Source organism: Xanthomonas sp. WHRI 7065, from assembly GCF_040203115.2.
In the GTDB taxonomy this organism is placed as follows: Bacteria; Pseudomonadota; Gammaproteobacteria; order Xanthomonadales; family Xanthomonadaceae; genus Xanthomonas; species Xanthomonas arboricola.
Map to the genome: position 1 here is coordinate 2,404,285 of NZ_CP168194.1, position 24,598 is coordinate 2,428,882.

Annotated in this window: 21 protein-coding genes; 13 read left to right on the forward strand and 8 right to left on the reverse strand. The window is 65.3% G+C overall.

Going from position 1 to position 24,598, the window contains the following annotated elements:
• Positions 1–14 precede the first annotated feature (14 nt).
• Both ABQY64_RS10320 and ABQY64_RS10325 read left to right on the forward strand, forming a co-directional pair.
• Entirely contained in the window at positions 15–584 is a 570-nt protein-coding gene (locus tag ABQY64_RS10320; protein ID WP_115511005.1) for a molybdenum cofactor guanylyltransferase, read from the forward strand.
• Positions 568–930: a hypothetical protein gene (locus ABQY64_RS10325; protein ID WP_115511006.1), complete on the forward strand. Its 363-nt coding sequence runs from the start codon at positions 568–570 to the stop codon at positions 928–930. Before ABQY64_RS10320 ends, ABQY64_RS10325 begins: the two co-directional genes overlap by 17 nt.
• 27 nt (positions 931–957) lie before the next feature.
• Here ABQY64_RS10325 and ABQY64_RS10330 read toward each other — a convergent pair whose 3' ends face one another.
• Entirely contained in the window at positions 958–1,959 is a 1,002-nt protein-coding gene (locus ABQY64_RS10330) for an NAD(P)-dependent oxidoreductase (protein ID WP_104622671.1), read from the reverse strand.
• 82 nt (positions 1,960–2,041) lie between these two features.
• Between ABQY64_RS10330 and ABQY64_RS10335 the strand changes: the two genes are divergently transcribed.
• The 7 genes from ABQY64_RS10335 (at position 2,042) to cobA (ending at position 12,192) form a co-directional block, all read left to right on the forward strand.
• Positions 2,042–2,614 carry an ANTAR domain-containing protein gene (locus tag ABQY64_RS10335; RefSeq protein ID WP_349780485.1) on the forward strand — a complete coding sequence of 191 codons (573 nt, stop codon included), beginning with the start codon at positions 2,042–2,044 and terminating at the stop codon, positions 2,612–2,614.
• A gap of 4 nt (positions 2,615–2,618) precedes the next feature.
• Positions 2,619–3,689: a CmpA/NrtA family ABC transporter substrate-binding protein gene (locus ABQY64_RS10340; protein ID WP_349780486.1), complete on the forward strand. Its 1,071-nt coding sequence runs from the start codon at positions 2,619–2,621 to the stop codon at positions 3,687–3,689.
• Between the two features lie 885 nt (positions 3,690–4,574).
• Positions 4,575–5,744, forward strand: a complete 1,170-nt coding sequence (locus tag ABQY64_RS10345; RefSeq protein WP_172837845.1) for a NarK/NasA family nitrate transporter — start codon at positions 4,575–4,577, stop codon at positions 5,742–5,744.
• Between the two features lie 58 nt (positions 5,745–5,802).
• Positions 5,803–8,220: a nitrite reductase large subunit NirB gene (nirB, locus tag ABQY64_RS10350; protein ID WP_349780519.1), complete on the forward strand. Its 2,418-nt coding sequence runs from the start codon at positions 5,803–5,805 to the stop codon at positions 8,218–8,220.
• Complete coding sequence (gene nirD / locus ABQY64_RS10355) at positions 8,217–8,582, forward strand: nitrite reductase small subunit NirD (RefSeq protein ID WP_349780487.1); 366 nt, start codon at positions 8,217–8,219, stop codon at positions 8,580–8,582. The genes nirB and nirD overlap by 4 nt, the downstream gene beginning before the upstream one ends.
• Positions 8,579–11,377: a nitrate reductase gene (locus ABQY64_RS10360; RefSeq protein ID WP_349780488.1), complete on the forward strand. Its 2,799-nt coding sequence runs from the start codon at positions 8,579–8,581 to the stop codon at positions 11,375–11,377. Before nirD ends, ABQY64_RS10360 begins: the two co-directional genes overlap by 4 nt.
• A 68-nt stretch (positions 11,378–11,445) precedes the next feature.
• On the forward strand, positions 11,446–12,192 hold the full coding sequence (gene cobA / locus ABQY64_RS10365; protein ID WP_349780520.1) for a uroporphyrinogen-III C-methyltransferase: 747 nt from the start codon (positions 11,446–11,448) through the stop codon (positions 12,190–12,192).
• 56 nt (positions 12,193–12,248) lie between these two features.
• Here the strand turns inward: cobA and ABQY64_RS10370 are convergent, their stop codons facing one another.
• The 6 genes from ABQY64_RS10370 to ABQY64_RS10395 are packed head-to-tail and all read right to left on the reverse strand — an operon-like array spanning position 12,249 to position 18,276.
• Positions 12,249–13,292 carry an acyltransferase gene (locus ABQY64_RS10370; protein ID WP_102254479.1) on the reverse strand — a complete coding sequence of 348 codons (1,044 nt, stop codon included), beginning with the start codon at positions 13,290–13,292 and terminating at the stop codon, positions 12,249–12,251.
• Between the two features lie 44 nt (positions 13,293–13,336).
• Positions 13,337–14,638, reverse strand: coding sequence for an SAF domain-containing protein (locus ABQY64_RS10375; RefSeq protein ID WP_349780489.1), 1,302 nt, complete (start codon positions 14,636–14,638; stop codon positions 13,337–13,339).
• Positions 14,635–15,216, reverse strand: coding sequence for a dTDP-4-dehydrorhamnose 3,5-epimerase (gene rfbC / locus ABQY64_RS10380; RefSeq protein ID WP_349780490.1), 582 nt, complete (start codon positions 15,214–15,216; stop codon positions 14,635–14,637). The genes ABQY64_RS10375 and rfbC overlap by 4 nt, the downstream gene beginning before the upstream one ends.
• Positions 15,213–16,262, reverse strand: a complete 1,050-nt coding sequence (locus tag ABQY64_RS10385) for an NAD(P)-dependent oxidoreductase (RefSeq protein WP_039527254.1) — start codon at positions 16,260–16,262, stop codon at positions 15,213–15,215. The genes rfbC and ABQY64_RS10385 overlap by 4 nt, the downstream gene beginning before the upstream one ends.
• Before the next feature lie 4 nt (positions 16,263–16,266).
• A complete protein-coding gene (gene rfbF / locus ABQY64_RS10390; RefSeq protein WP_039521582.1) occupies positions 16,267–17,040 on the reverse strand; it encodes a glucose-1-phosphate cytidylyltransferase in 774 nt (257 codons plus the stop codon).
• A gap of 51 nt (positions 17,041–17,091) precedes the next feature.
• A complete protein-coding gene (locus ABQY64_RS10395) occupies positions 17,092–18,276 on the reverse strand; it encodes a glycosyltransferase (protein ID WP_349780491.1) in 1,185 nt (394 codons plus the stop codon).
• Positions 18,277–18,511: 235 nt separating this feature from the next.
• Between ABQY64_RS10395 and ABQY64_RS10400 the strand changes: the two genes are divergently transcribed.
• The 4 genes from ABQY64_RS10400 to ABQY64_RS10415 all read left to right on the forward strand — a co-directional run bounded on the left by ABQY64_RS10400 (position 18,512) and on the right by ABQY64_RS10415 (position 22,655).
• Positions 18,512–19,642: an NAD(P)/FAD-dependent oxidoreductase gene (locus tag ABQY64_RS10400; RefSeq protein WP_349780492.1), complete on the forward strand. Its 1,131-nt coding sequence runs from the start codon at positions 18,512–18,514 to the stop codon at positions 19,640–19,642.
• Positions 19,643–19,970: 328 nt separating this feature from the next.
• Positions 19,971–20,228: a KGG domain-containing protein gene (locus ABQY64_RS10405; RefSeq protein WP_039521587.1), complete on the forward strand. Its 258-nt coding sequence runs from the start codon at positions 19,971–19,973 to the stop codon at positions 20,226–20,228.
• 673 nt (positions 20,229–20,901) lie between these two features.
• Positions 20,902–21,822, forward strand: a complete 921-nt coding sequence (locus ABQY64_RS10410) for a M14 family metallocarboxypeptidase (protein WP_349780493.1) — start codon at positions 20,902–20,904, stop codon at positions 21,820–21,822.
• A gap of 134 nt (positions 21,823–21,956) precedes the next feature.
• Complete coding sequence (locus ABQY64_RS10415) at positions 21,957–22,655, forward strand: DUF1349 domain-containing protein (protein WP_047128706.1); 699 nt, start codon at positions 21,957–21,959, stop codon at positions 22,653–22,655.
• Positions 22,656–22,773: 118 nt separating this feature from the next.
• Here ABQY64_RS10415 and ABQY64_RS10420 read toward each other — a convergent pair whose 3' ends face one another.
• The gene (locus ABQY64_RS10420) at positions 22,774–24,585 is read right to left on the reverse strand and encodes an EAL domain-containing protein (RefSeq protein ID WP_349780521.1); all 1,812 of its coding nucleotides are present in this window, start codon (positions 24,583–24,585) and stop codon (positions 22,774–22,776) included.
• Between the last annotated feature and the right edge of the window lie 13 nt (positions 24,586–24,598).

Here is a 24,598-nt window from a genome sequence, read left to right on the forward strand (position 1 = left end):
CGCGAGCAGACGGCATGAGCGCGAGGCTTGCATGGACGGGCGTGGTGCTGGCCGGCGGCCGTTCCTCGCGGATGGGGCAGGACAAGGCGCTGCTGCACTGGCGCGGACGTCCATTGCTGGAGCACATGCAGGCGTTGCTGCGCGATGCCGGCGCGCACAACGTGGTGATCAGCGGCGATCGCCCAGACTACGCCGGCATTGCCGACGCACAGCCGGATCTGGGGCCGCTTGGCGGCTTGGCCAGCGTGATCGATCAGCTGGCCGATGCAACAACACTGGTGGTGGTGCCGGTCGACATGCCGCTGCTGTCCCGGTCATTGCTGGATCGGCTGCTGGCGCCACCGCATCGGCGCTGCGTCACCTTTGAAGACCAGATGCTGCCGATGCGGCTATACGTAGATGACGTTGTGCATGAGGCGCTCACTGCGCTGATGGCCGGCCCTGGTTCGTCACGCTCGCTGCGCGCCCTGCAGGCTGCGCTGCAATGCCATCGCATCGCTGTCACCGCCAGCGAACGCGCCGCGTTCGTCAATTGCAATACGCCCGAGCAGTGGAGTCAGCTCATTCATGAAAATCCAGATTGAAGCTCAGCAGCTGCGCTTCCGCATCGACGAAGCCGAACTGGCCGAGTTGCTTGCCGGGCGCACGGTCGAGAATCTGAGCCGCTTGCCGAGCGGGCAGGGCGCGCGACTGCTGCGCCACAGCGTCAGCCTGAGCGACAGTGATGCGGCCTGCAATTGCACTGCCGAGCATTGGCAGTTGTCAGTGCCGCGCGATGCGCTGGAACAACATGCACGGCAATTGCCCAGCCGCGAGGGATTGCGCTTCAGCTTCGATGCCGGTGCTGGCGATGCCGAACCGACGGCGTTGCAGGTGACCTTCGATATCGATGTGCGCGACAGTGCGCGCAAGCGCTTTCCGAAAGCCTGAAGTGCCATCAGCGCACACGGGCAGCGCTCATGCGTTGATTTTTTCAAGACCTGCAGCAATGCCGGGCACCCGATCGCAGGCCAGGCCACGCGCCTTTAGCGCCGCTTCGATGGCCGCAGCATCGGCATCGCTGTAGCCGGCGCCACTGCGCAACGCGACCACATGCAGGCCTTCTGTGGCCAGTTCCAGCACCAGATGCTGTTGTGCGTCGGCCTGCCGCGGCAAGGTGCGGCGTGCGGCATCGCGTCTTGCCAGTTCCAGCACCGCGTCGGGGATGTCGTCGCCGATCAGCAGGACGTCGGCCAGATTCATCGCACGCAGCGCCTTGATGGTGAGCAGGCCGGGATCGCCCGGGCCGGTGCCGACCAGTTGCACGCTGCCGCGCGCCGTCACTGCGCCGGCATCGTCCAGTGCCGCGATGAAGGCGCCTTCGGCTGCGTCGTCGTTGCCCGCCTGCAGCAGCAGCGGCACGTCGCCGTCGATGACGCGGTCGAACCAGCGCCGGCGCCGGTTCATGTCGGGGAACTGGCTGCGGATGCGCTCGCGATGACGCGCGAACATGCCGGCGAAGCGGCCGACCGAGACGTCCAGTTCGCGTTCCAGCCGTTCGCGCAGGCGGCGCGCCAGCATCGGTGCGGCACCGGCGGAGGAAATGGCGATGACCAGCGGGTCGCGATCCACGATGGCCGGCACCTGATAGGTCGACAACTCGGCATCGTCCACCACATTGACCAGGCGCCGACGCGCGCCGGCAGCAGCGGCGACGCGTTGATTCAACTCGCCATCGTCGGTGGCGGCGACCACCAGCCACACGTCGTCGATCCAGGCGGGATCGAACTCGCCGTCCAGTTGTTCGAAACGGCCGGCCTGCATCAGTTCCGCCAGTTCGGGCGAGAGCGCATGCGCATACAGGCGGATCTGCGCGCCCGCCTTGAGCAGCGCCAGCACCTTGCGCGTGGCGACCTCGCCACCGCCGATGACCAGCACGGCGCGCGCTTGCAGGTTTGCGAACAGCGGGAACAACGGCATCAGACGTACTCCGAAAGGATGGCTCGCACCGACGGCATGTTGCATGGCACCATCAGGCCACGTCCACGCCTCGCTGCCGCCAATGCGTGTCTTGCTGGTCAACGATACCGAAAAGCCGATCGGCGAACTGCGTCAGGCACTGACACGCGCCGGTTATACGGTGCTCGACGATGTGGCCTCGGTCGGTGCCTTGCTGCACGCGGTACAGAGCCAGCAGCCGGATGTGGTGGTGATCGATGTCGACTCGCCCTCGCGCGATACCCTGGAGCAACTGTCGATGCTGCATGCACATGCGCCGCGCCCGGTGGTGATGTTTTCCGGCAATGGCGACGATGCCTTGATCCATGCGGCTGTCGGCGCTGGCGTCACCGCCTATGTGGTCGATGGCCTGGCGCCGGCGCGGCTGGCGCCGATCGTGCAGGTGGCGCTTGCGCGGTTTGCGCAGGAAAGCAGCATGCGCAAGCGCCTGGACGATGTGCAGCAGGCGCTGCAGGACCGCAAGCTGATCGATCGCGCCAAGGGCCTGCTGATGGAAAAACGCGGCCTGAGCGAGGCCGATGCCTACGCGGCGCTGCGCCAGCAGGCGATGAAGCAGGGCGTCAAACTGGCCGAAGTGGCGCGACGCATCGTGGCCATGGCCGAGTTGTTGGGATGAATACATGAGCCAAGCCGACCTTCCCGTACTACGCGTGGCCTACATGCCGCTGATCGATTGCGCGCCCCTGGTCGCGGCGCAGCGGCTGGGCCTGGATCGCGTCCATGGGCTGCAATTGGACTTGCAGCGGCAGGCCTCCTGGGCCGGCGTGCGCGACCGTCTGCTGGCCGGCGAGGTCGATGCGGCACATGCGCTGGCCAGCCTGGTGTATGCGATCGACCTGGGCATTGCCGGGCCGCAATGCCCGATGGCGCTGTTGATGACGCTCAATCACAACGGCCAGGCGATTACGCTGGCGCCTGCGCTTGCGCAGGCCCTGGAAGAGGGGCAGAGCTTGCCGCAGGCGCTGGCCAGCCTGGGCCGCCGCGCCGTGTTTGCGCAGACCTTCCCGACCGGCACGCATGCGCTGTGGCTCTATTACTGGCTGGCCGCGCGCGGCGTGGACCCGATGCGCGACGTGGAGGTGCTCAGCATCCCGCCGCCGCAGATGCCGGACGCCCTGGCCAGTGGACTGGTCGACGGCTATTGCTCCGGCGAGCCGTGGGCTGCGGTTGCGCAGGCGCAGGGCAGCGGTCGCCGGGTGATCCGCAGTGGCGAGCTATGGGCCGGCCATCCGGAGAAGGTGCTGGCTTGCCGACGCGAATTCGCCGCGCTGCAACCCGAGTTGAGCGAACGCCTGACCGCCTGCGTACTGGATGCCTGTCGCTGGCTGGATGCGGACCCGGCAAATCGGGCGCAATGTGCGCAATGGCTGGCCGAGCCGAAGCATATCGGGGTGTCGGCCGCGCATCTGGCTGCCTGTCTGGATGCCGATGTCGAAGCCGAGGCACATGCGAAGGATGTGACAGCGCTGGCCTTCCATCGCGATGGCGCGGTCAACATGCCGTGGCTGTCGGACGGGGAGTGGTTCCTGACCCAGTTCCAGCGCTGGGGCTGGCATGACATCCAGGAAGACGACATCGTGCGGCTGCGCGACATCCATCGACTGGACAACTATCGGCGCGCTGCCGCGCGCGTGGGCGTGGTTTCCTCCGAGGGCGACCACCGCAGCAATCGGTTGTTCGATACGCCCTGAGCCCGGGTGCCGAGCGCATCAGGCGGTAAGTCAGGCTGGGGTGCGCTGGATGCATTGGATCTTGCGGACAAAAGCCGAGGCAACGGCAACGGCGCGAGGCATGTGGTCTGCGGCTTGGTGCAGGGCCCTTGCCCGCCCACCCTCGCAGGACACGCTGCAAGTACGTCCCTGTAGGCTCTTACGCGGCATCCATGCAGCGTAAGGTCCCGCGACGGTGGGCGGGCAAGGACTTGTCGAGATGCTCGGTGTGCATAGTTCTCAATAAAGCAGCCTGCAAACTTCCTGGTGCGGTGTCCTCGCCGATTGCGGGACCGTGTGGCGGCATGGATGCTGCCACCGAGCCTCCACGGACGGATTCACGGCGTGTCCCGCGGGCGGCGAGGGCACCGCGCGCTCGACTGACACGGCTTTTGACCTAGATATTTGATCGGTATGCACGCGTCCTAGATGAGGCTTACGAGCACAGCCGTGTATTAGCTCTGTTGGGCGCTGTTAGTCATGCCAAGCGACAGAGCCTGCGATACAGGGTGCACGCTGTTGGTGCAAGGCTGCACAAAAGACGGGACTGGTGAGCTGCAATGGCGTGTCGGTAGACTGTCGTGAAATCGGACGGACTGCATCCAAAGCGCTATTTTTCAATGACTTGTATCGTCGTGATGCTCAGGTGAGCAAGTTGGCACGTTGATTGCGTAGTGATTCCGTGCAGGTGCAACGGCGTACCTGCCACAACACGAACACGATGCAGCGGATCAACGGCGATCCGCACGCATCCAGGACAACGGCGTCCTTCCGGTTTTACCGGAGGGGCGCCGTTTTTTTTTGGCCATCGCATTCGAAGAGGTCTCTATGCAGCGCTCGTTCTGGCGATCCGGGCACACGCCCACCTTGTTCGCATCCTTCCTGTATTTCGACCTGAGCTTCATGGTGTGGTATCTGCTCGGTCCGCTGCAGGTACCGATTGCGCAATCGCTGGGGCTCGATACGCAGCAGCGCGCCTTGATGGTGGCGGTGCCGATCCTGTGCGGCGCGGTGCTGCGGCTGGTGCTGGGCATGCTGGCCGACCGTATCGGTGCCAAGCGCGCGGGCGTTGTCGCACAAGTTGCGGTGATCGCTTCGTTGTTTGGTGCCTGGCAGTTCGGCGTGCACAGCATGGGGCAGGTGTTGTTGCTGGGCGTGTTGCTCGGCATTGCTGGCGCCTCGTTCGCGGTTGCGCTGCCGCTGGCCTCGCGCTGGTACCCGCCCGAGCATCAGGGCACCGCGATGGGAATTGCCGGGGCGGGCAATTCCGGCACCGTGCTGGCGGCGTTGTTCGCACCGATGTTGGCGTTGGCGTTCGGTTACCAGAACGTGTTCGGGCTGGCGTGCATTCCGCTGCTGCTGACGCTGATCGTATTCGTCCTGATTGCGAAAGAAGCGCCAGTACCGGTCGCGCGCAAGCGCTGGTCCGACTATGGCCGCGTGTTGGTGGCTAATCGCGACGCATGGCGCTTCATGTTTTTCTATTCGGTGACCTTTGGCGGTTTTTCCGGGTTTGCCAGTGCCTTGCCCGGCTACTTCCACGACCAGTTCGGCTTCGATGCGCGTACTGCAGGATGGGCGACGGCTGCCTGCGTGTTGGCGGGTTCGGTGATGCGTCCGTTGGGTGGTGTGATTGCGGACCGCATTGGCGGCACGCGCGCCTTGCTCACCGTCTATCTGCTGGTTGCTGCGCTGGTGGGCATCGCAGGCTTCGGTGCGGGTGGGGCAATGGTGACGCTGGCCTTGTTCGTACTGACCCTGCTGTGTCTGGGTGCCGGCAATGGCGCGGTGTTCCAGTTGGTGCCGCAGCGGTTTGCGCAGGACATCGGCGTGATGACCGGCTTGATCGGCATGGCCGGCGGCATCGGCGGGTTTGCGCTGGCTGCGGGCCTGGGCGTGCTCAAGCAGCACACCGGCAGTTATGCGATGGGCATGTGGTTGTTCGCTGCGTTCGCACTCGGTGGTTGGGCGCTGCTGGCCGGGGTCAAGACACAGTGGCGTAGCGAATGGTCCAGCGCCGGCGCGGCGCGGGTCTGACATGTCGACAGGAATCCAGGCAATGAAGCAACCCAGACTGGTCGTCATCGGCAATGGCATGGCCGGCATCCGCACCGTGGAGGAACTGCTCAAGCTGATGCCGGGCATGTACCAGATCACCGTGTTCGGGGCCGAGCCGCATCCCAACTACAACCGCATCCTGCTGTCGCCGGTGTTGGCCGGCGAGCAGGAGTTCGACGATATCGTGCTCAATCCGTTGCAGTGGTATCAGGGCAACGGCATCCGCTTGTATCTGAACAAGGAAGTCACCCGCATCGATCGGGTACGTCGCCGCGTGATCGCCGCCGATGGCACCGAGGCGGAATACGACCGCTTGTTGATCGCCACTGGTTCGGTGCCGTTCGTGTTGCCGATTCCCGGTAACGAATTGAAGGGTGTGATCGGCTACCGCGATATCCAGGACACCCGCACGATGATCGAGACCTCGCGCAGCAAGCGGCACGCGGTGGTGATCGGTGGCGGTCTGCTTGGGCTGGAAGCGGCCAATGGCCTGAAGCTGCGCGGGATGGACGTGACCGTGGTGCATCTGGCCGGGTGGTTGCTGGAGCGCCAGCTCGATCCGGTAGCCGGCAATCTGCTGCAGCAGGCCCTGCGCGCGCGCGGGCTGGAGTTCAGGCTCAGCACGGCGACCAGTGCAGTGCTGGGCAACGCGCAGGGCGAGGTGATTGGCGTGAAGTTCGCCGATGGCAGCGAGATCCCGGCCGATCTGGTGGTGATGGCAGCGGGCATCCGCCCGAATACGCGGCTGGCCGAAGAAGCCGGCATCCACTGCGCGCGCGGCATCGTGGTCAACGACAGCCTGCAAAGCTTCGACCCACGCGTGTACGCAGTGGGCGAATGCGCAAACCATCGTGGCATTGCCTACGGACTGGTGGCGCCGCTGTTCGAGCAGGCCAAGGTGTGCGCGAATCACCTGGCGCAGTTCGGCATCGGCATTTATCGCGGCTCGGTGGCGTCGACCAAGCTCAAGGTCACCGGGATCGATCTGTTTTCCGCCGGCGATTTCATGGGCGGCGATGGCTGCGAGGAGATCGTGCTGTCCGACCCGGCCGGCGGGGTCTACAAGAAGCTGGTGATCCGCGACGACGTGCTGGTCGGCGCCTGCCTGTACGGTGACACCAGCGATGGCGGCTGGTACTTCAAGCTGCTCAAGGACGGCACGCCGATCCAGGCGCAGCGCGATCAACTGATCTTCGGCGAAAGCGCGCTGGGCGATGCTGGCACCGGCGGACAGGATCGCGCCAGTGCGATGGCCGACAGCGACGAGGTCTGCGGCTGCAACGGCGTGTGCAAGGGCACCATCGTCAAAGCCATCAGCGAGCAGGGGTTGTTCACCGTCGACGAGGTGAAGAAGCACACCAAGGCCGCCAGTTCCTGCGGGTCGTGTACCGGCCTGGTCGAGCAGATCCTGATGAACTGCCTGGGCTCCAACTTCCAGGAAACGCCGAAAACCAAGGCAGTTTGCGCCTGCACCGATCTGAGCCATGGCGATGTGCGGCGCGCCATTGCCGAACACAAGCTGCTGACCCATGCGCAGGCGTATGCCTTCATGGAATGGCGCACGCCCAACGGCTGCGCCACCTGCCGGCCGGCGATCAACTACTACATGTTGTCGAGCTGGCCGCATGAGGCCATCGACGATCCACAGTCGCGTTTCATCAACGAACGTGCGCACGCCAATATCCAGAAGGACGGCACCTTCTCGGTGATTCCGCAGATGAAGGGCGGGGTGACCAACGCCGGCGAGCTGCGCCGCATCGCCGATGTCGCCGACAAATACGCGGTGCCGATGGTCAAGGTGACCGGTGGCCAGCGCATCGACCTGCTCGGGGTCAAGAAGGAAGATCTGGTCGATGTCTGGCGCGATCTGGGCATGCAGTCCGGGCATGCGTACGGCAAGTCGATCCGCACGGTGAAGACCTGCGTGGGCAGCGAGTTCTGCCGCTTCGGCACACAGAACAGCACGCAGATGGGCATCGACCTGGAAACCATGCTGGCCAATATGTGGAGCCCGCACAAGGTCAAGCTGGCGGTGTCCGGCTGCCCGCGCAATTGCGCCGAATCCGGCATCAAGGATGTCGGCATCATTGCGGTGGATTCTGGGTGGGAGCTGCATGTGGGCGGTAATGGCGGCATCAAGACCGAGGTCGCCCGCTTCCTGGTCAAGGTGAGCACCGCCGAGGAAGTGCGCGAATACACCGGTGCGTTCCTGCAGCTGTATCGCGAGCAGGCGTATTACCTGGATCGCACCGTGCACTACATCGCACGGGTGGGGCTGGATTACATCCGCGCACAAGTGGTGGATGACGCGGCCAATCGGCGTGCGTTGTACGAACGCCTGCTGTACTCGCTGGAAGGTCTGGTCGACCCGTGGAAGGCGCGTATCGCCGGCGAACGGCGGCAGGAGTACCAACCCTTGCGCATCGCCGCGCCGGTCGCAACGGTGGAGGAATGAGCATGCGACAGGCCGCGTGGATTCGCGTGTGCGCGCTGCAGGAGCTACCTGCATTGGGTGCGCGCGTACTCGAGATCGAGGGCATTGCACCGATCGCCTTGTTCCGCACCGCCAGCGATCAGGTGTTTGCGTTGCGAGACCGTTGCCCGCACAAGGGCGGGCCGTTGTCGCAGGGCATCGTGGCCGGCGAAACGGTGACCTGCCCGTTGCATGGCTGGGCGATCGCCTTGCAGAGCGGCCAGGCCTGCGCACCGGATGTGGGCTGCGCGCCGCGTTACCCGGTCAAGGTGGAAGCCGATGCGGTATGGATCGTGTTGCAGCCGGTATCGCTGCCGGATGCAGTCGCCGAGCCGGCCGCATGAGCGACGGCCAGCAGCTACCTTTGATCGGTGCGGCGGTACAGCCGCATACGTCTGCGCCGATGCATCGCATCACCCGGTCGACCTGCTGCTACTGCGGGGTGGGCTGCGGGGTGCTGATCCACAGCGAGCACGACACGCATGGCGAACGCATCGTCGGCATCGAAGGCGACCCGCTGCATCCGGCCAATCATGGCCGGTTGTGCAGCAAGGGCCTGGCCTTACCGCAGACCGCCGCCGGTACGCAGGGGCGCGTGCTCGCGCCGGAGCTGCGTCGTCATCGGCAGGCACCGCGGGCGGCGGTGAGCTGGGATCAGGCGCTCGATCACGTCACCGGCAAGCTGGCGGCGATCGTCGAGGAGCACGGCGCGGACGCGGTGGCGTTCTATCTCTCGGGACAGCTGCTGACCGAGGACTATTACGTCTTCAACAAGCTCGCCAAGGGCCTGCTGGGCACCAACAACATCGACACCAACTCGCGCCTGTGCATGTCCAGCGCGGTTACCGCCTACAAGCTGGCGCTGGGCGCCGATGGCCCGCCCACCTGTTACGAGGATCTGGAGCTGGCACAGACGGTACTGTTTGCCGGCAGCAACATGGCGTATGCGCATCCGGTGCTGTTTCGCCGGCTGGAAGAGGCGCGGGCGAAAAATCCCGCCATTCGCTGGGTCGTGATCGATCCGCGTCGCACCGACACCGCGGCCATGGCCGACCTGCACCTGGCGATCGAGCCCGGGACAGACGTCGCCCTGTTCAACGGCATGCTGCATCACCTGATCTGGGAGGGTCTGGTGGATGCGCGTTTCGTTGCGGCGCATACCGAGGATTTCGACGCCCTCAAGCACATGCTGCGCGAGTACACCCCGCGCATGAGCGCCGAGATCTGCGGTATCTCGCACGAGGACCTGGTGCAGGCGGCCGAGTGGTTCGGGCGTAGCCCGGCGGCGCTGTCGCTGTACTGCATGGGCCTGAACCAGTCCGCGCAGGGCACCGACAAGAATCTGGCCCTGATCAATCTGCATCTGGCGACGGGGCAGATCGGCAAGCCGGGCGCAGGGCCGTTTTCGCTGACCGGCCAGCCCAATGCGATGGGCGGGCGCGAGGTCGGCGGCATGGCGACGATGCTGGCGGCGCATCGCGAGATCGGCAATGCCGACGATCGTGCGGAACTGGAACGTCTGTGGCATTTGCCCGCCGGCCGTCTGAGTGCCACGGCCGGCACACCGGCCGTGCAGTTGTTCGAGCGTCTGCGTGCGGGCACGTTGAAGGCGGTGTGGATCGTCTGCACCAACCCCGTGCATTCGATGCCGGAGGTGTATGGCATTCGCGCCGCACTGGAACAGGCCGAACTGGTGATCGTGCAGGACGCGTTTTCCGGCACCGACACCGTGCCGTACGCCGACGTGCTGTTGCCGGCCGCCAGCTGGGGCGAGAAGGACGGCACCGTGACCAACTCCGAGCGCCGTATCACCCGCGTGCGCAAGGCGGTGGACGCGCCGGGCCAGGCGCGCGCGGACTGGTGGATCGCCCGCGAAGTGGCACGCCGGCTCGAAGCGCGTCTGGCACCTGCCAGCGATGCAGGTCTGTTCGGGTTCGACAGCACCGCGCAGATCTTCGACGAGCATCGCGCGTTGACGGTGGGGCGCGATCTAGACATCGGCGGGCTGGATTACCCGCTGCTGGATGACGGGCCGCAGCAGTGGCCGTTCCCTGCCGGCGCCGCACACGGGCAGGTGCGACGCTATACCGATGGCCTGTTCGCCACCGGCAACGGGCGCGCGCGCTTCCACGCCACGCCGTATCGCAAGGTGGCCGAGCCGACCTCGGCCCGCTTTCCGATGCGCTTGCTGACCGGCCGCCTGCGCGATCAATGGCATGGCATGTCGCGCAGCGGACGCGTGCCGGCAGCGTTTGCGCATAGCCCCGAACCCGCGTTGCGCATGCATCCGGACGACGCAGCGCGGCGCGGCCTGGTCGCCGGCGAGCTGGTGCAGATCGCCAGCAAGCGCGGTGCGCTGGTGCTGCCGCTGGAACTGTCCGACGAGCTACGCTCGGGCAGCGTATTTGCCGCGATGCATTGGAGCGGGCAGCACCTGTCCAGTGGCGGCATCAACGAAGTGAGCAGCCCAGCGGTGGACGCGCGCTCGCAGCAGCCCGAGCTCAAGCATGCGGCGGTGCGGGTGGAGAAGGCGGTGTTCGGCTGGCATCTGCTCGCTGCCCGGCGCGGCGATGCGTTGGCCTTGCAACAGGCACTGCAGCCGCTGTTGCGCGACTGCGGCTATGCATCGCTGCGGCTGCATGCCGAGCCGCTGGCCGAGGCCGGCGGGCACTGGGCGGTCTTGCATGCGGCCTGCGAACGCGCGCCGGATGCGCAATGGCTCGATCGCCTGATCGTCGCATTGCAGTTGCCGGCCGGCGCAGACGTGCTGGAGTACCGCGACCTGCGCCGCGGGCTGCTGCGTCGTGTGGGCTGGCGCATGCAAGACGGCCACAGCCATATCGACGGCCTGCTGCTCAGCGCGGCGCAGCCCAGCGAGGCCAATCAGGCGTTGCTGCGCAGCGCATTGGCAGGCCGGCCCTGGCGCGGTCCGCGGCTGGCGGTGTTTGCGCAGACGCAGGGCGCGCCCAGCGACCCGATCGTCTGCAGCTGCATGCAGGTGTCGACTGCTGCGATCCATGCCGCCATCGACGACGGCGCCGACCTGCACCAGCTCAAGCAACGCCTGGGCTGCGGCACGGTCTGCGGCTCCTGTGTTCCGCAACTCACCCGGCTGTGCCGGCAACCCCGACACGCCTGAGTGCCTGTCCCGACCTCCCCATATTGCGAGACCTGCTCATGTCAGTCATTCCGTCCTGCGCGCGTGATGTGGTGTTGTTGTCCGCCGGCCCCGGCGATCTGGATCTGCTCACCATCAAGGCGGTCAAGGCGCTGGCTGCCGCGCAGGTGCTTCTGCTGGACGATCTGGCCAACCCGCAGATCGTCGAGCTCGCACCGCAGGCGCGGGTGATCAGGGTCGGCAAGCGCGGTGGCTGCCGCTCGACGCCGCAGGACTTCATCTGCCGGCTGATGCGGCGCTACGCCGTGCAGGGCTTGCGCGTGGTGCGCGTCAAAGGCGGCGAGGCACTGCTGTTCGGGCGCGCGGGCGAGGAGATCAGCTTCCTGCGCCGCGCCGGTGTGGGCGTGCAGATCATCAACGGCGTCAGTGCCGCATTCGCCGCCGCATCCGCACTGGAAGTGTCGCTGACCCATCGCAGCCATTGCCACGGCATCACCTTCGTCACCGCGCATACGCACGATCACGGCGAGCCGAATTGGGGCGCACTGGCCGCCAGCGGCACCACGCTGGGCATCTACATGGGCCTGCGGCGTGCCGATGCCTTGGCCACCGCGTTGCTGGCGCATCTGCCGCCCAGCACCCCGGCGGCCATCGTGCAGGCCGCCACCCGGCCCGAGCAGCAACGCCGGCTGACCACCCTGGGCGAGCTGGGACTTACCGCCGCCGGCATGCTGCCGGGCTTGCCGACCTTGCTGCTGGTGGGCGCTGCCTTGTCCGAGGCGGCAGCCCAGTGCGACGATCGCTTCGGTATGGCGCTGGAGCAGGCGGCGGGGTGAGCGCGATTTGCCTAGCGCCGTGCGCGCCGATCCACGCGCGGCTTGGTCGCAAAACTTCAACGGATCACGCGGCGTGCCAGCACGCGGCGCGCATTCCGCAGCGCGATGCGCTCGTAGCACAGGTGATAGATCACGCCGAGCAGCAGCGCGGCACTCACGCTGAGCAGCAGGTTCACCGGCCAAGTGGCCAGCGGCCCCATCCGTCGCGTGGTGCGTGCCACCAGCGACATCAACGGCATATGCACCAGGTAGATCGCATACGACGCATTGCCGAGCAATAACAGCACCGGGCCGATACGCAGCCAGCCGCGCCATTCCGCGCGCACCAGCCCGACCACTGCGCCAGCGAGCGCCAGGCCGAACAGCGGCGAATGCGCGCGTTGCATGCCATCGAGCACGAAACACGCCGATGCCACGACCGCGACTGCAGCGCTGACCCACAGCGTCCATGCTGCAGCGCTCAATACCGCGCGTGCCGCCAGCATGCCGAACACGAATTCCAGCGTGATGGGATGCAGCAACAACGCCCGCCAGGAAACTTCCACCGGTTGCGCGAACGGCGCGCCAAGCGCCGCGTACAGCAGTGTCACGCCGGCCCAGAGTAGCGCGCAGCGCAGCGGATGCCCGCTACGGAAGAACAACCACGCCAGTGCATAGAACATCAGCTCGTAACTCAGCGTCCACGCCACGCCCAACGCAGATTGCCCATCGACCGGCAGCAGGGTCAGCGTGGCAAACCAAGACCAGCCCATGTCGCCATCGTCCAGGCTGGGCCGCAGCGTATAGGCCAATGCCAACGCAACACCCACCGGCCAGTACGGCAGATAGATGCGGCTGATACGGCTGCTGGCGTAATCGCGGCTCCAGCCCGGCGTGTCCGCGCCGGCATGGTTGACGTAGTAGATGATGAAGCCCGACAGTACAAAGAAGAAATCCACGCCCAGATAGCCGTGCGCCAGCGCCGCGGCCAGCCATGCCGGTAACGGCTGCACCAGATGCGTGGTGGGCAGCACGCTGTGGCTGAGCACCACCATCGTGGCGGCCAGCGCACGCCCGGCCTGCAGGACGCGGATGGTGGGACGGGCAGGCAGTGCGACCATCGGCTGCGGCATCGGTACGCGGACGCCGGCCGATGTCCCTGCGCTCAGGCGGCCAGTTCCGCAGCGTCGGCGAAAACGCTGGCCTGCTCGGCACGCAGACGATCGATCAGGCGGTTGGCCGGCAACTGCACATCGTCGTAGGTCAGCACTTGGTCCCTGGCCACCGCATGGCGGAGTACACAGCCTTCAGCCACGCCCATCGGCAGCAGCCCGGCGTTTGCGGTGACATCGGCGCGCTCGCACTGGCCGTAGCTCATGTAGCCGCCGAGTCCGTCGATGGTTTCGCCAATGGCCAGGTCGCGCTTGGCGGTGGCAATCACTTCCACCAGCGGTGCCCCCAGCGGTTGCAGCACCGCATCGCCCAGCAGCACCACCCGCGCCACCGACAGCGGGACTTCGAAGTGGCAGAGGTGGTACGGGGTGTAGAAGCTGTAAAGCGGGCCTTCGCCGAGCTTGTAGAGATTGAGGTAGTGCTGCTGCCTGGCATCGTCGTGGCTGGCCAGCACGAACACGCCGGGCGAGGGCAGGGCGCCGACCACGTAATCCACCGCGCCGCCCACCGCACGCAAGGCCTCGATGTCGTAGCGCCGGGTCAGTTCGTCGACATGTGCGCGATGCTCATACCCGGTCATGCCGCGCTGCAGGATCGACATGCCGGTGCCATTGGCCACGATCGCCTGCTCGAAGCTGATCTTGGTGCCGTCGGCAAAACTGGTGACCATATGCGGGTCCTGGCCCCACTTCGCTGCAAAACCGGCCTGTGTCGCCGGTGTGCGATACGGGTCCTGCAAGCCCTTGATGTTGCCGCACAGCAGCGGTGTCAGGCCGATCGAACGCACGAACCGGTACAGGTTCATCTGCACGCCGGGCTGGTCACCATCGCAGGCGCTGAAGATCACCCCGGCTGCATCGGCCTTGCGCTTGAGCAGCGGGCCAACGGTGCCATCGAGTTCGGCATTCATGGTGACCATGTGGCGGCCGTGGGCGATGGCGCCCAGACTGATGCGCGCACCATAGTCGATGGCGCCGGTGGCATCGATCAGGCAATCCAGCGCATCGCATTCGTACAGCAGTGCAGGGTCATCGGTCACGGCGGGAATGCCGGTGGCGATCTGGCGCTTCAACTCGCTGGCGCCATCCACCACGCGTGCGTGCTGGCCAGCCTGGCGGTAGGCTTCCAGCGCCTTGTCCACGCTGCGGTTGCAGATCACCGACACCCGCATGCCCGGCACCGAGTGCGCGATCTGGTTGACGATGCCGCGCGCCATGAAGCCGGCGCCGTACAGGCCAACACGCAATGGGCGGCCTTCGGCGGCACGGGCCTGCAATAGACGATCGATATTCATGCGCGCTCCCGCGGGGTGAGTCCGGCAAGGGTGGGGATGCCTTGTTGTTGTTCGTTGAAATCCGGCCACGCGGCATCCTTGTCGGACACCAGCTGTGGTTCGAGCGGCCACTGCACGCCCAGGCGCGGATCGTTCCAGCGCAAGCCACGCTCGGCCTGCGGCGTGTACATCGCACTGGCGAAATAGAACGCTTCGGTCTGCGGCTGCAAGGTGATGAAGCCATGCGCAAAGCCGCGCGGCACGTACAGCGCCAGGCGACTGTCGGCAGTCAATTCGGTGCCGTACCACTGCAGGTAGGTGGGCGAATCCGGGCGCAGATCCACGATCGCATCCCACAGCGCACCACGGATGCAGCGCACGATCTTGACCTCGGCAGCGGGCGGCAATTGGTAATGCATGCCGCGCAAGGTGCCGGCCTGTGCATTGAACGAATTGTTGACCTGCACGAACTGATCGACCAGGCCGGCCTGCGCCATCTCCTGGGTGCAGAACACCCGTGCAAACCAGCCGCGTTCATCACCGCGTTGTTCCGGCTCGATCACGAACGCACCCGCCAGCGGGGTGGGGTGGAAGATCATGCCGCCACCCTCAGATCCGCTGCCAGGGTTCCTGTGTCGACCAGTTGCTGCAGGATGCGCAGACGAATGAAGTCCGACCGCTGGCGGAAGTCGCCATCGCTGAACCCGGCGCGCTGCAGATCGTCGCGCAGCTCGGTGATGGTGGAGCGCAGGGTTTCCTGCGGTTGGTGTTCCGGCGCCAGGCGTTCGAACAGCGAGAAATCCACGCGATAGGAGCGGTTGTCGCTGGGTGCGCTGGTGGAGATCGCAACATGCGCAGAGGGGATCGCCACGCCGACCGCGTGGGCAAGATCGCGGATCTGCACGTTCCAGCGCTCCGAGCCGGCATTGACGAACAAAAACTGCCCGCCTGCCGCTGGCGTGCGGCGCAATGCCCAGTCGATGGCGCGCGCCATGTCGCGCACATGGATCAACGGCCGCCATGGCGAACCGTCCGACAGCACTTCCACGGTGCCGTTGGCCACCGCGCTGGCGACGAAATCGTTGAGCACCAGATCCAGCCGCAGACGTGGCGAGGCACCGCAGGCGGTGGCAAAGCGCAGGCAGGTGATCACCATGTCGGTGTCCAGCTGAGCAAGCGCGCGTTCGGTGTCGATCTTGGAATGCGCATACGCGGTCAGCGGCGCGATCGCGCTGGTTTCCGAACGTGGCGTGCCATCGGCGGCGGCGCCGTACACGCTGCAGCTGGAGGCAAACACGAAGTGCCCCACACCGGCCTGCGCGGCCGCCTGCGCCACCGCCACGCTGGCGCGGCAGTTGATCGCATCGGTGACCAGCTCGAAACGCTTGCCCATCGCATCGTTGGAGATCGCCGCCAGGTGCACCACCGCGTCGAAGCCCTGCAATTGCTGCGCGGTGAGATCGCGCACATCGCCGAACCATTGCTGGTCCAGCACCACTTCCGGCAGGCGGCGCGGGTCGGACAGGCAATGCGCGAACCAGCCGCGATCCAGCCCGACCAACCAGGCCTGCGGATAGCGCTGCCGCAAATGCGCAGCCACGACCGGGCCGATGTAGCCCATGTTGCCGGTGATCAGAATACGCATGTTGTTACTCCCACACGCGCCAGGGCGCGCGATTGGACGACCAGAGGGTTTCGAGATGATTGCGGTCGCGCAGCGTGTCCATCGGCTGCCAGAAGCCGTCGTGGCGATACACGCTCAGCTCGTCGCGATCGACCAGCGTTTCCAGCGGGCTGTTCTCCCACACGGTGGCATCGCCGTCGATCACATCGATCACGCGCGGGTCCAGCACGAAGAAACCGCCGTTGATCAGGCCGTCGCCATCCAGCGGTTTCTCGCGGAATCCGGTGACCTGTTCGCCTTCCAAACGCAGGGCGCCAAAGCGGCCGGGCGGTTGCACTGCGGTGACCGTGGCCATGCGGCCTTCGCGCTGGTGCAGTGCGATGGCGGCGGTGATGTCCACATCGGCCACACCATCGCCATAGGTCATGCAGAACGCCGCCTCGTCGCGCAGATGCTCGCGCACCCGGCGCAACCGGCCGCCGGTCATGGTCTGGGCACCGGTATCCACCAGCGTCACGCGCCAGGGCTCGGCGCGGGTGTTGTGCAAGGTGGTGGTGTTGCTGCCGAGGTCGCAGGTGACGTCGGATTCGCGCATGTGGTAATTCATGAAGAAATCCTTGATCACCTCACCGCGGTAGCCCAAACAAACGATGAAATCCTGGATGCCGTGGTGTGCGTAGATCTTCATGATGTGCCAGAGGATCGGCTTGCCGCCGATCTCCACCATGGGCTTGGGGCGGATGGCGGTTTCTTCGGAAATGCGCGTTCCCAGGCCGCCCGCCAGAATGACTGCTTTCATTGCGATTCCTTGAACTGACGCGCCAGTGACTCGGCGCAGTGCGATGGAGCGCTAGGCGGTCATGCTCAGCGCAATCGCCGGCGGGCAGGCGGCCTGTTCGGCCATCGTGGCCAGGTTGTCGAGCATGGCAAAGCGCTCGGCCATCAGTGGCGGGCGCGGCAACTGCAGCGTCTGCAGGATCTGCGCCCATCGGTGTGCCCAGTCGTGCCGTCGCAGGCATTGCACGGTGTTGTGCAGGCGGGCACACTCCAGTCGGTCGGTCTGCTGCTCCAGATCGCGCAGGAACAGGCCAATCTCCTTGCCATCGGCCGGCAGCTCGATCACTGCATCTTCCCAATCGAAGTGCTCGGCAAATTCCGGGCATGCCTGTGCGGAGCCAAGAATCACCGCACCCCCGGCGGCACCTTCGAAATAGCGCGTTGCCAGCGCCTGTTTTTTCACACCCCTGAAAAATCCTTGGGTGTCGACCACGAAGTCGTGCGCCATGAAGAACTTGGCGCGTTTGATCATGGCTGCCGACTGCAGCCGATGGGCAGCCCAGTCCTGCACCGCGCCACCGCGCAGCACATCGTGCATATAGAAAAAATCCGGGTTGGCCTGTGCATGCGCAAGCAACTGCGCGTGCACCTGCGGCATGCGCCGGCCGATGCTGACCACATCGATGCAGCGCTGCGGTGGCCGCGGCTGTGGCGTTGCCAGCAGGGTGTCGCAGGCGCTGGCCAGAAACGAGACCGGCGTGCTGGTATAGCTACGCAGCGCATCGACGCAACTGGCATTGAGCACGAACACATGGTCGAACTGATCCAGCAGTTTCAACTCGGCTTTCTGCGATTCCAGCAATTCCGGCCAGGTTTCCAGCAGATACACCACGCGGGTACGGCAGCGCTCGCGCCATCCCTTGATGCGCCCCAGCGTGCTCAATTCCCGGGGGAACTGGCACACGTAGAAGAACAGGTCATAGTCCTGTTCGACCACCCGTGGCTGTGCGTTGGAGAGCGCAGGTTGCCCGCTCAGCCGCTGCAGCGCAGAGACACTGCGGTATTTGAGTTCGTTGAGCAGATACGACACGCCGGGATTGACGCCGCGCCCGCGGGTGTAATCCGCCGCGGGCGGGCACAGCAGCTGCGCGTGTTCCAGACTGCGGACCACGTTGAGCAATGCATATGCCTGCCCATTGAAGGCCTCTGGCCATGCCTCGTAATTGGAGGCAAGCAGGACCGAACGCGTTGCGTCCATTCAAACTCCTTCGGTGATTGCAGCTTCGAACCGGACGCGACGGGGTGCGCTCGGGTGGGGGAAGAATGCACACCGCAAAATTCGGAAAACGTCTGTCGGCGTTGAATAACGTGATTTACGTCATGGCTTGAGCTGAATATAGAGCTGGGTAGTGAGAAAACAGTGATAACGGTCGCGACAATCCTGCGCGTTCTAGTGTGCGGATAGACTGATCGGCCATCGTGTGAGAGCGGCCATGCAAGACGTCGAGTGCATCGTGATAGGTGCCGGAGTGGTGGGGCTGGCAATTGCGCGCGAGCTGGCGATGCGAGGGCACGAGGTGCTGGTGCTGGAATCCGAAGGTGCCATCGGCACCGGCAGCAGCGCACGCAACAGCGAGGTGATCCATGCCGGGCTCTACTATCCGGCCCCTTCCTTGAAAGCGCAGCTGTGCATCATCGGCAACCCGCTGTTGTATGCGTATTGCAAACAGCGCCACGTGCCGCATCGGCGCTGTGGCAAATTGATCATCGCCTGCGACCACGCGCAGCGCGACCAGCTCGAGCAGTTGCACCGCAGTGCCATCGCCAGCGGCGCGCACGGCTTGCTGCCGCTCGACGCGGCGCAGGTACAGGCGCGCGAACCGGCCCTGCGCTGCGTGGCTGCGCTGGAATCCACCGCCACCGGCATCATCGACAGCCATGCGCTGACGCTGGCGTTGCAGGGCGATGCCGAAGCGCATGGCGCCACCGTGGCGCTGCGCGCACCAGTCGTGCAGGTCGAGCTGCTTGCGCAGGGCTTGCGTGTGAGCGTCGCGGGTCAGGCGCCGGCAAGGCTGACCTGCGCCTGGCTGGTGAACGCGGCCGGTCATGGTGCGCCGCCACTGGCTGCGCGGATCGATGGCCTGCCTGCGCATGCACAGGTGCGCGGCTATTTCGCCAAGGGCAGCTACTTCACCCTGGCGGGCCGCTCGCCCTTCCAGCAGTTGATCTACCCCATGCCCGAACCTGGCGGCCTGGGTGTGCATCTCACGCTGGATCTGCATGGGCGTGCGCGCTTCGGCCCCGACGTGGAGTGGGTCGCGCAGCCCGACTATCACTGCGAGCCAGCGCATGCGGCGCGTTTTGCCGCAGCGATCCGGCGTTACTGGCCTGGCCTGCCGGACGGCGCATTGCAGCCCGGCTATTGCGGTGTGCGCCCGAAGATCAGCGGGCCTGGCGAGGCGGCGGCCGATTTCCGTATCGACGGTCCGTCCATGCACGGCATCGCCGGTCTGGTGAACCTGTTCGGGATCGAGTCGCCAGGCTTGACCTGCTGCCTGAGCATTGCGCGGCATGTGGCCGCATTGCTGGCTGACGGGCGCAGCGCCACTACGCTGCCGGTCTGACCTCGCCAGACCTTGCGCCTGGTTGCGGTTCGCTGACGCATTGGGCGAGCCAGGTATCGATCGATCTGACGATGCTGCATGCCTGGATGCTGCCGGCGACGGCCGCACGAGCAGGTCGTTCGTGCGGCTGCGTTGGTAGCGCTATCGGTGTGTCGCGTGTGCAACATCAGCCTGCGCAAGGCAGGAGTGCAAGATTTGCACAGCGAGCGCAGCTGTTTTTTCCTGCATCGTGCGGCGTGGCGCCGTCTGGCAGGGCTTTACGGGTTGGCACGATAGTTGCGTTACCCCTCCTACCAGTGGCGTGATCGACGCATCGAGAGGAGGCACAGTGGAAGACGGACAAAGCAATACTCGTAGCCGGCGCGGTTTTGCCGCATTGGATCCTGAAAAGCGCCGCGTGTTGGCGAGCAGCGGCGGCAAGGCAGCGCATGCCAGCGGCAACGCGCACGAATTTACCAGCGACGAAGCACGCGAAGCTGGCCGCAAGGGCGGCCAGGCGGTCAGCCGCGATCGCGATCATATGTCGCGGATCGGCAGCAAGGGTGGGCGTTCCAAGCAGGCCAAACCTCAGGAAGAGGCCGTCTAAGCAAGAGTGCGGCGCGCATCTGGCGCGCCGTTCTTGCTGCAGCGGACTGCAGGCCCTGCACGCCATGTGCGGGGCCTGCTTCGTTTTGCGGAGCTGTCCGCAGCGCTGACAGCATGTCTGGAACAATCGATTGCAGCGACATGTTGTTTTTAATCTGCTTGTGCGTTGCTTGGGTTGATTGAGACCTGATAAAGATATTGATGTGCAATGCATCACGACGAGATCGGAAGTTTTTTCACTCGTTGTCGCACGCACGCTATCGATTGCAGCGAAATATTTCGCGATTGCCTAGTGCACCTACCCAAGTGAATGCAGGATTTGCACCCACTGCAGAGTTGCAAAGCCGGCAGATGGAGTAGGAGCCAAGCGCGTTCGGTGGAAGGCTTAGGGACGCCATTGCATGGCAGCTCGCCTGTATTGACCCCCTCGACTGCCCAACATTGAAACCAGGTCAGCGAATGGGGCAGACCCAACCGCGGCCGAAGTCACGGCAATCCTTATGCACGGCGGTATTGCGCCCGATGTCGACACAGCCTTGTTGACAGTCAAATTTGAAGGCCAGCAGCAACCGGGCTCGACCTTACGGGTCGTCACCATCATCGTATCTGCCGCCGAATGGACCGCCCAGCGCGCAGCGCTTACCCTGGCCGTCTTTCAATGGACGGCACCGGTAATGACAGAACGCATGGCGTATCCGATCGGCACTCCACAACAGCCCTGGGGCGAGGCGGAGCGCGCCGCATGGCGGACACGCCAGCTGTGTCAGCGCAGTCATGCCGACGATGTGGTGCAGGTCATCGATGCACTGGATGTCAGCTATGAGCGTGTGCATTACGGGACGATCCAGGCGGCAGCCGAGCAATATCCGCTGATCGCGCTGCGCAGCGCGCAGTGGGACGCTGCGCTGCCTCGCGCGCTGGTGACCGGTGGCGTGCATGGCTATGAAACCAGCGGCGTGCAGGGCGCGCTGCAGTTCCTGCAGCAACGCGCGGCGGCCTATGCAGGCAAGCTCAATCTGCTGGTGGTGCCTTGCGTCAATCCGTGGGGCTACGAGCGGGTCCAGCGCTGGAATGCCGATGCCATCGACCCCAATCGTGCGTTTCGGCCGGACAGCCCGGCCGCCGAGTCGGCGGCCTTGATGCAGCTGGTCGCCACAGTGGCCGGACAGATGCTGGTGCATATCGATCTGCACGAAACCACCGACAGCGACGAGAGCGAATTTCGCCCGGCTCTGGCCGCACGTGACGGCGTCGATTTCGTGCCCGGCAGCATTCCCGATGGCTTTTACTTGGTGGGCGATAGCGACGATCCGCAACCGCAGTTCCAGCAGGCCATCATTGCCGCTGTCGCCGAGCTCACCCATATCGCACCTGCCGACGCGAACGGCCAGATCATCGGCGCAGCGGTGGTCGCTCCTGGCGTGATCAACTACCCGGTGCGGCGTCTTGGCCTGTGCGCGGGCGTCACCGACGCGCGCTATCGCACCACGACCGAGGTGTATCCGGACAGTCCACGCGCGACGCCCGCGCAGTGCAACGCCGCGCAGGTGGCTGCGATCTGCGCGGCGCTGGACTACGCGCTCGCACAGCGCTGACAGCATGGGTTGGCGCCAGCACTGAAGCTGTTGCCGCAGCGACGCCAGCCATCTGCAGCACTGCCCAGGCACACGCGTTTTGACCCACCGCGCGGCTAGACTATGCAGTTCTTCAAATGCATGGACGACACTGAATGACCCACGATGCGATAGACGGTGCACGCAGACGCCTGCTGGGCGGCGCGATGGGAATGGCCATCAGCGGCGGTGTGCTTGCCAGGCAACCCAACACGGAGAACACGATGGCGCAGGACACGCAGTGGCAGGATGGCAGCTGGCTCAATCGGCCACGGACCGTCGCAATCAGCGGCGGCACTTTGGACGTGGTCACCGACAAGGCCACCGATTTCTGGCGCAAGACGCATTACGGATTTACGCGCGATAGCGGGCATTTTCTAGGTATCACCGCCGCAGCGCGCTTCACTGCGCAGTTGCGGGTACGTGCGCAATACGAGTCGCTCTACGATCAGGCCGGCATCATGGTGCGCGTGGACGAGCAGCACTGGGTCAAGGCGGGCATCGAGCTTAGCGATGGCCGTGCCATGCTCAGCAGCGTGTTGACCAACCCGGTCTCGGATTGGGCGACCGGCCCCTACGAAGCCGACCCCAAGGATTTCTGGATACGCGCCACCGTTGCCGACGGCGTCCTGCGTCTGCAGGTATCGGCCGATGGCCGGACCTGGCCGCTGGTCAGGCTTTGCCCGTTTCCCGTCGCCGACGCGTACCAGGTCGGGCCGATGTGCTGCACGCCGGAGCGTGCCGGGCTGAAGGTGCGGTTTTCCGACTGGACGCTGGGTCCGCCGCTGGGCAAGGACCTGCACGATCTGAGTTGATGGCCGCGTGGCAACGCAGCGTGCGCGCTGCGTTGCCACGCGTATCACTGTAGGCGGCGAGGGCGGCGCTGTGTGAGTCGATCAAGGACGACGCACGCGCCTAGTCGGGCAGATCACATCACGGCAAGCGCTGTTCGGCCACCGCGCTTGCCACATAGGCCGCCACCAGCTCCGCCTCCATCGGCCGGGCCAGCAGATAGCCCTGCGCTTCATCGCATCCCCAACTGCGCAGCAGCGCAATTTCGTCGGCATGTTCGATGCCTTCGGCCACGGTGCGATATCCCAGTGCACTGGCCAGACGTACCACCGCCTCGGCGCGCAACTGCATCCCGGCCTTGTTGGCGATGCCGGTCACCAGCGATCGATCGAGCTTGAGCACGTTGACCGGCAGCTCGGTGAGGTAGCCGAAGTTGCTGTAGCCGGTGCCGAAGTCGTCGATGGCCACACTGACCCCGGCGTCGCGCAGGGTGCGCAGCCGGGGCACGGCCTCGACATTGCTGCGCAACCAGCGGCCCTCGGTAATCTCCAGCTCGATGCGGTGGGTGGGAATGGCCAACTCCCTGCAACGTTGGATGACGTCTGCGGCGAGATTGCGGTTGCCGAAATCGCGCGAAGACAGATTGATCGACATGGAGAAATCCAGCCCCTGCGCACGCCAGCTGGCCAACTGCACCAGCGCGTTCTCGATCACCCAATTGGTGACGGTGCACATCAAGGCGGTCTTTTCGAACAAGGGGATGAATTCATCCGGGCCGATCGGGCCGAGGTTGGCATGCCGCCAGCGCAACAGCGCCTCGAAGCCGGTCACCGACAAGTCTTCAAGATTGATCCGGGGCTGGAAGACCAGGCGGAAATCGCCGGCTTCCAGCGCCTTTTCGGCATCCAGCGCCAACCGGTACGAGCGCTGGATCGCATCGTCGTGGGAGGCGCTGTACCAGCACACGATGGCGTGATTGCTGATCGCATCGCCCAGCGCCACCAGCCCCTTGCGCATGACATCGTTGGTGTCCGGTTGCTGCGGCGCAAAGCGCACCACACCGGCATGGAAGGTCAAGGACATGGGGATGCCGGCCGCATCCATCGGTGCATGCAACATGTCGCGCAGATCGAGCAACAGGTCTTCCATCTCGTCGGGTGCGGAATTCAATAGAAAAAACGCAAAACGCATCGGTGCCACGTGATAGACCGTGGCCTTGCCGCGCAGTGCGCGCGTCAGCACGTAGCTGGCATGGCGCACCAGTTCTTCCAGCGGCTGCATGCCCAGCGCCTGACGTGCTTCATTGGCCGCCTGGGTGTCGTAGACCTCGATGAAGGCGGCGATGGTCGGCACACAGTGGCTGCCAAAGGCCAGGGCATCCAGGTCCGACTGCAGCTGGCGTGCATTGAGCAGGCCGCTGTGCGGTTCGCGCCGCCCGGCGCCGAATTGCAGTTCCAGCTGCGCGGCTGCCACATTGGCGAACATCAACAACTGTTGGTGTTCCTGGCTGGCCAGGCGACGCTCGCGCGTATCGATCACGCACAGGGTGCCGGAGACGCCGGTCTGCGGTGCACCCACCGGAACGCAGGCAATAAAGCGCGCCGGCAAGCCCGGGAAGGCGGCGTCGCCCAGCTGGATCGGGGCAAGGGCGGCAGGTTCGATCAGCTCCGTCACGCCGTTGGGCGCAGTAGATGCATGCCGGCACAACTCGATGGCTTGTTCGACATGGGCGGCACTGATGCCGCGGGCCGCCAGCACGCGCACGCGGCCGCCCTCGACGATGGTCAGTGCGGCCGCAGGCGCAACCAGTGCATGGCACAGCAGGCGCGCGATCTGATCGAGCGGCTCCATGCCACCCAGGTCGATCGGCACACCCGACCAGTCGAAGTGCTGTTCCTGCCGTTTGGTATCCAAAGCAAGCGTCATGTCGTCAGATTCCGTGTTGAAGATCACACACTGCATGGCT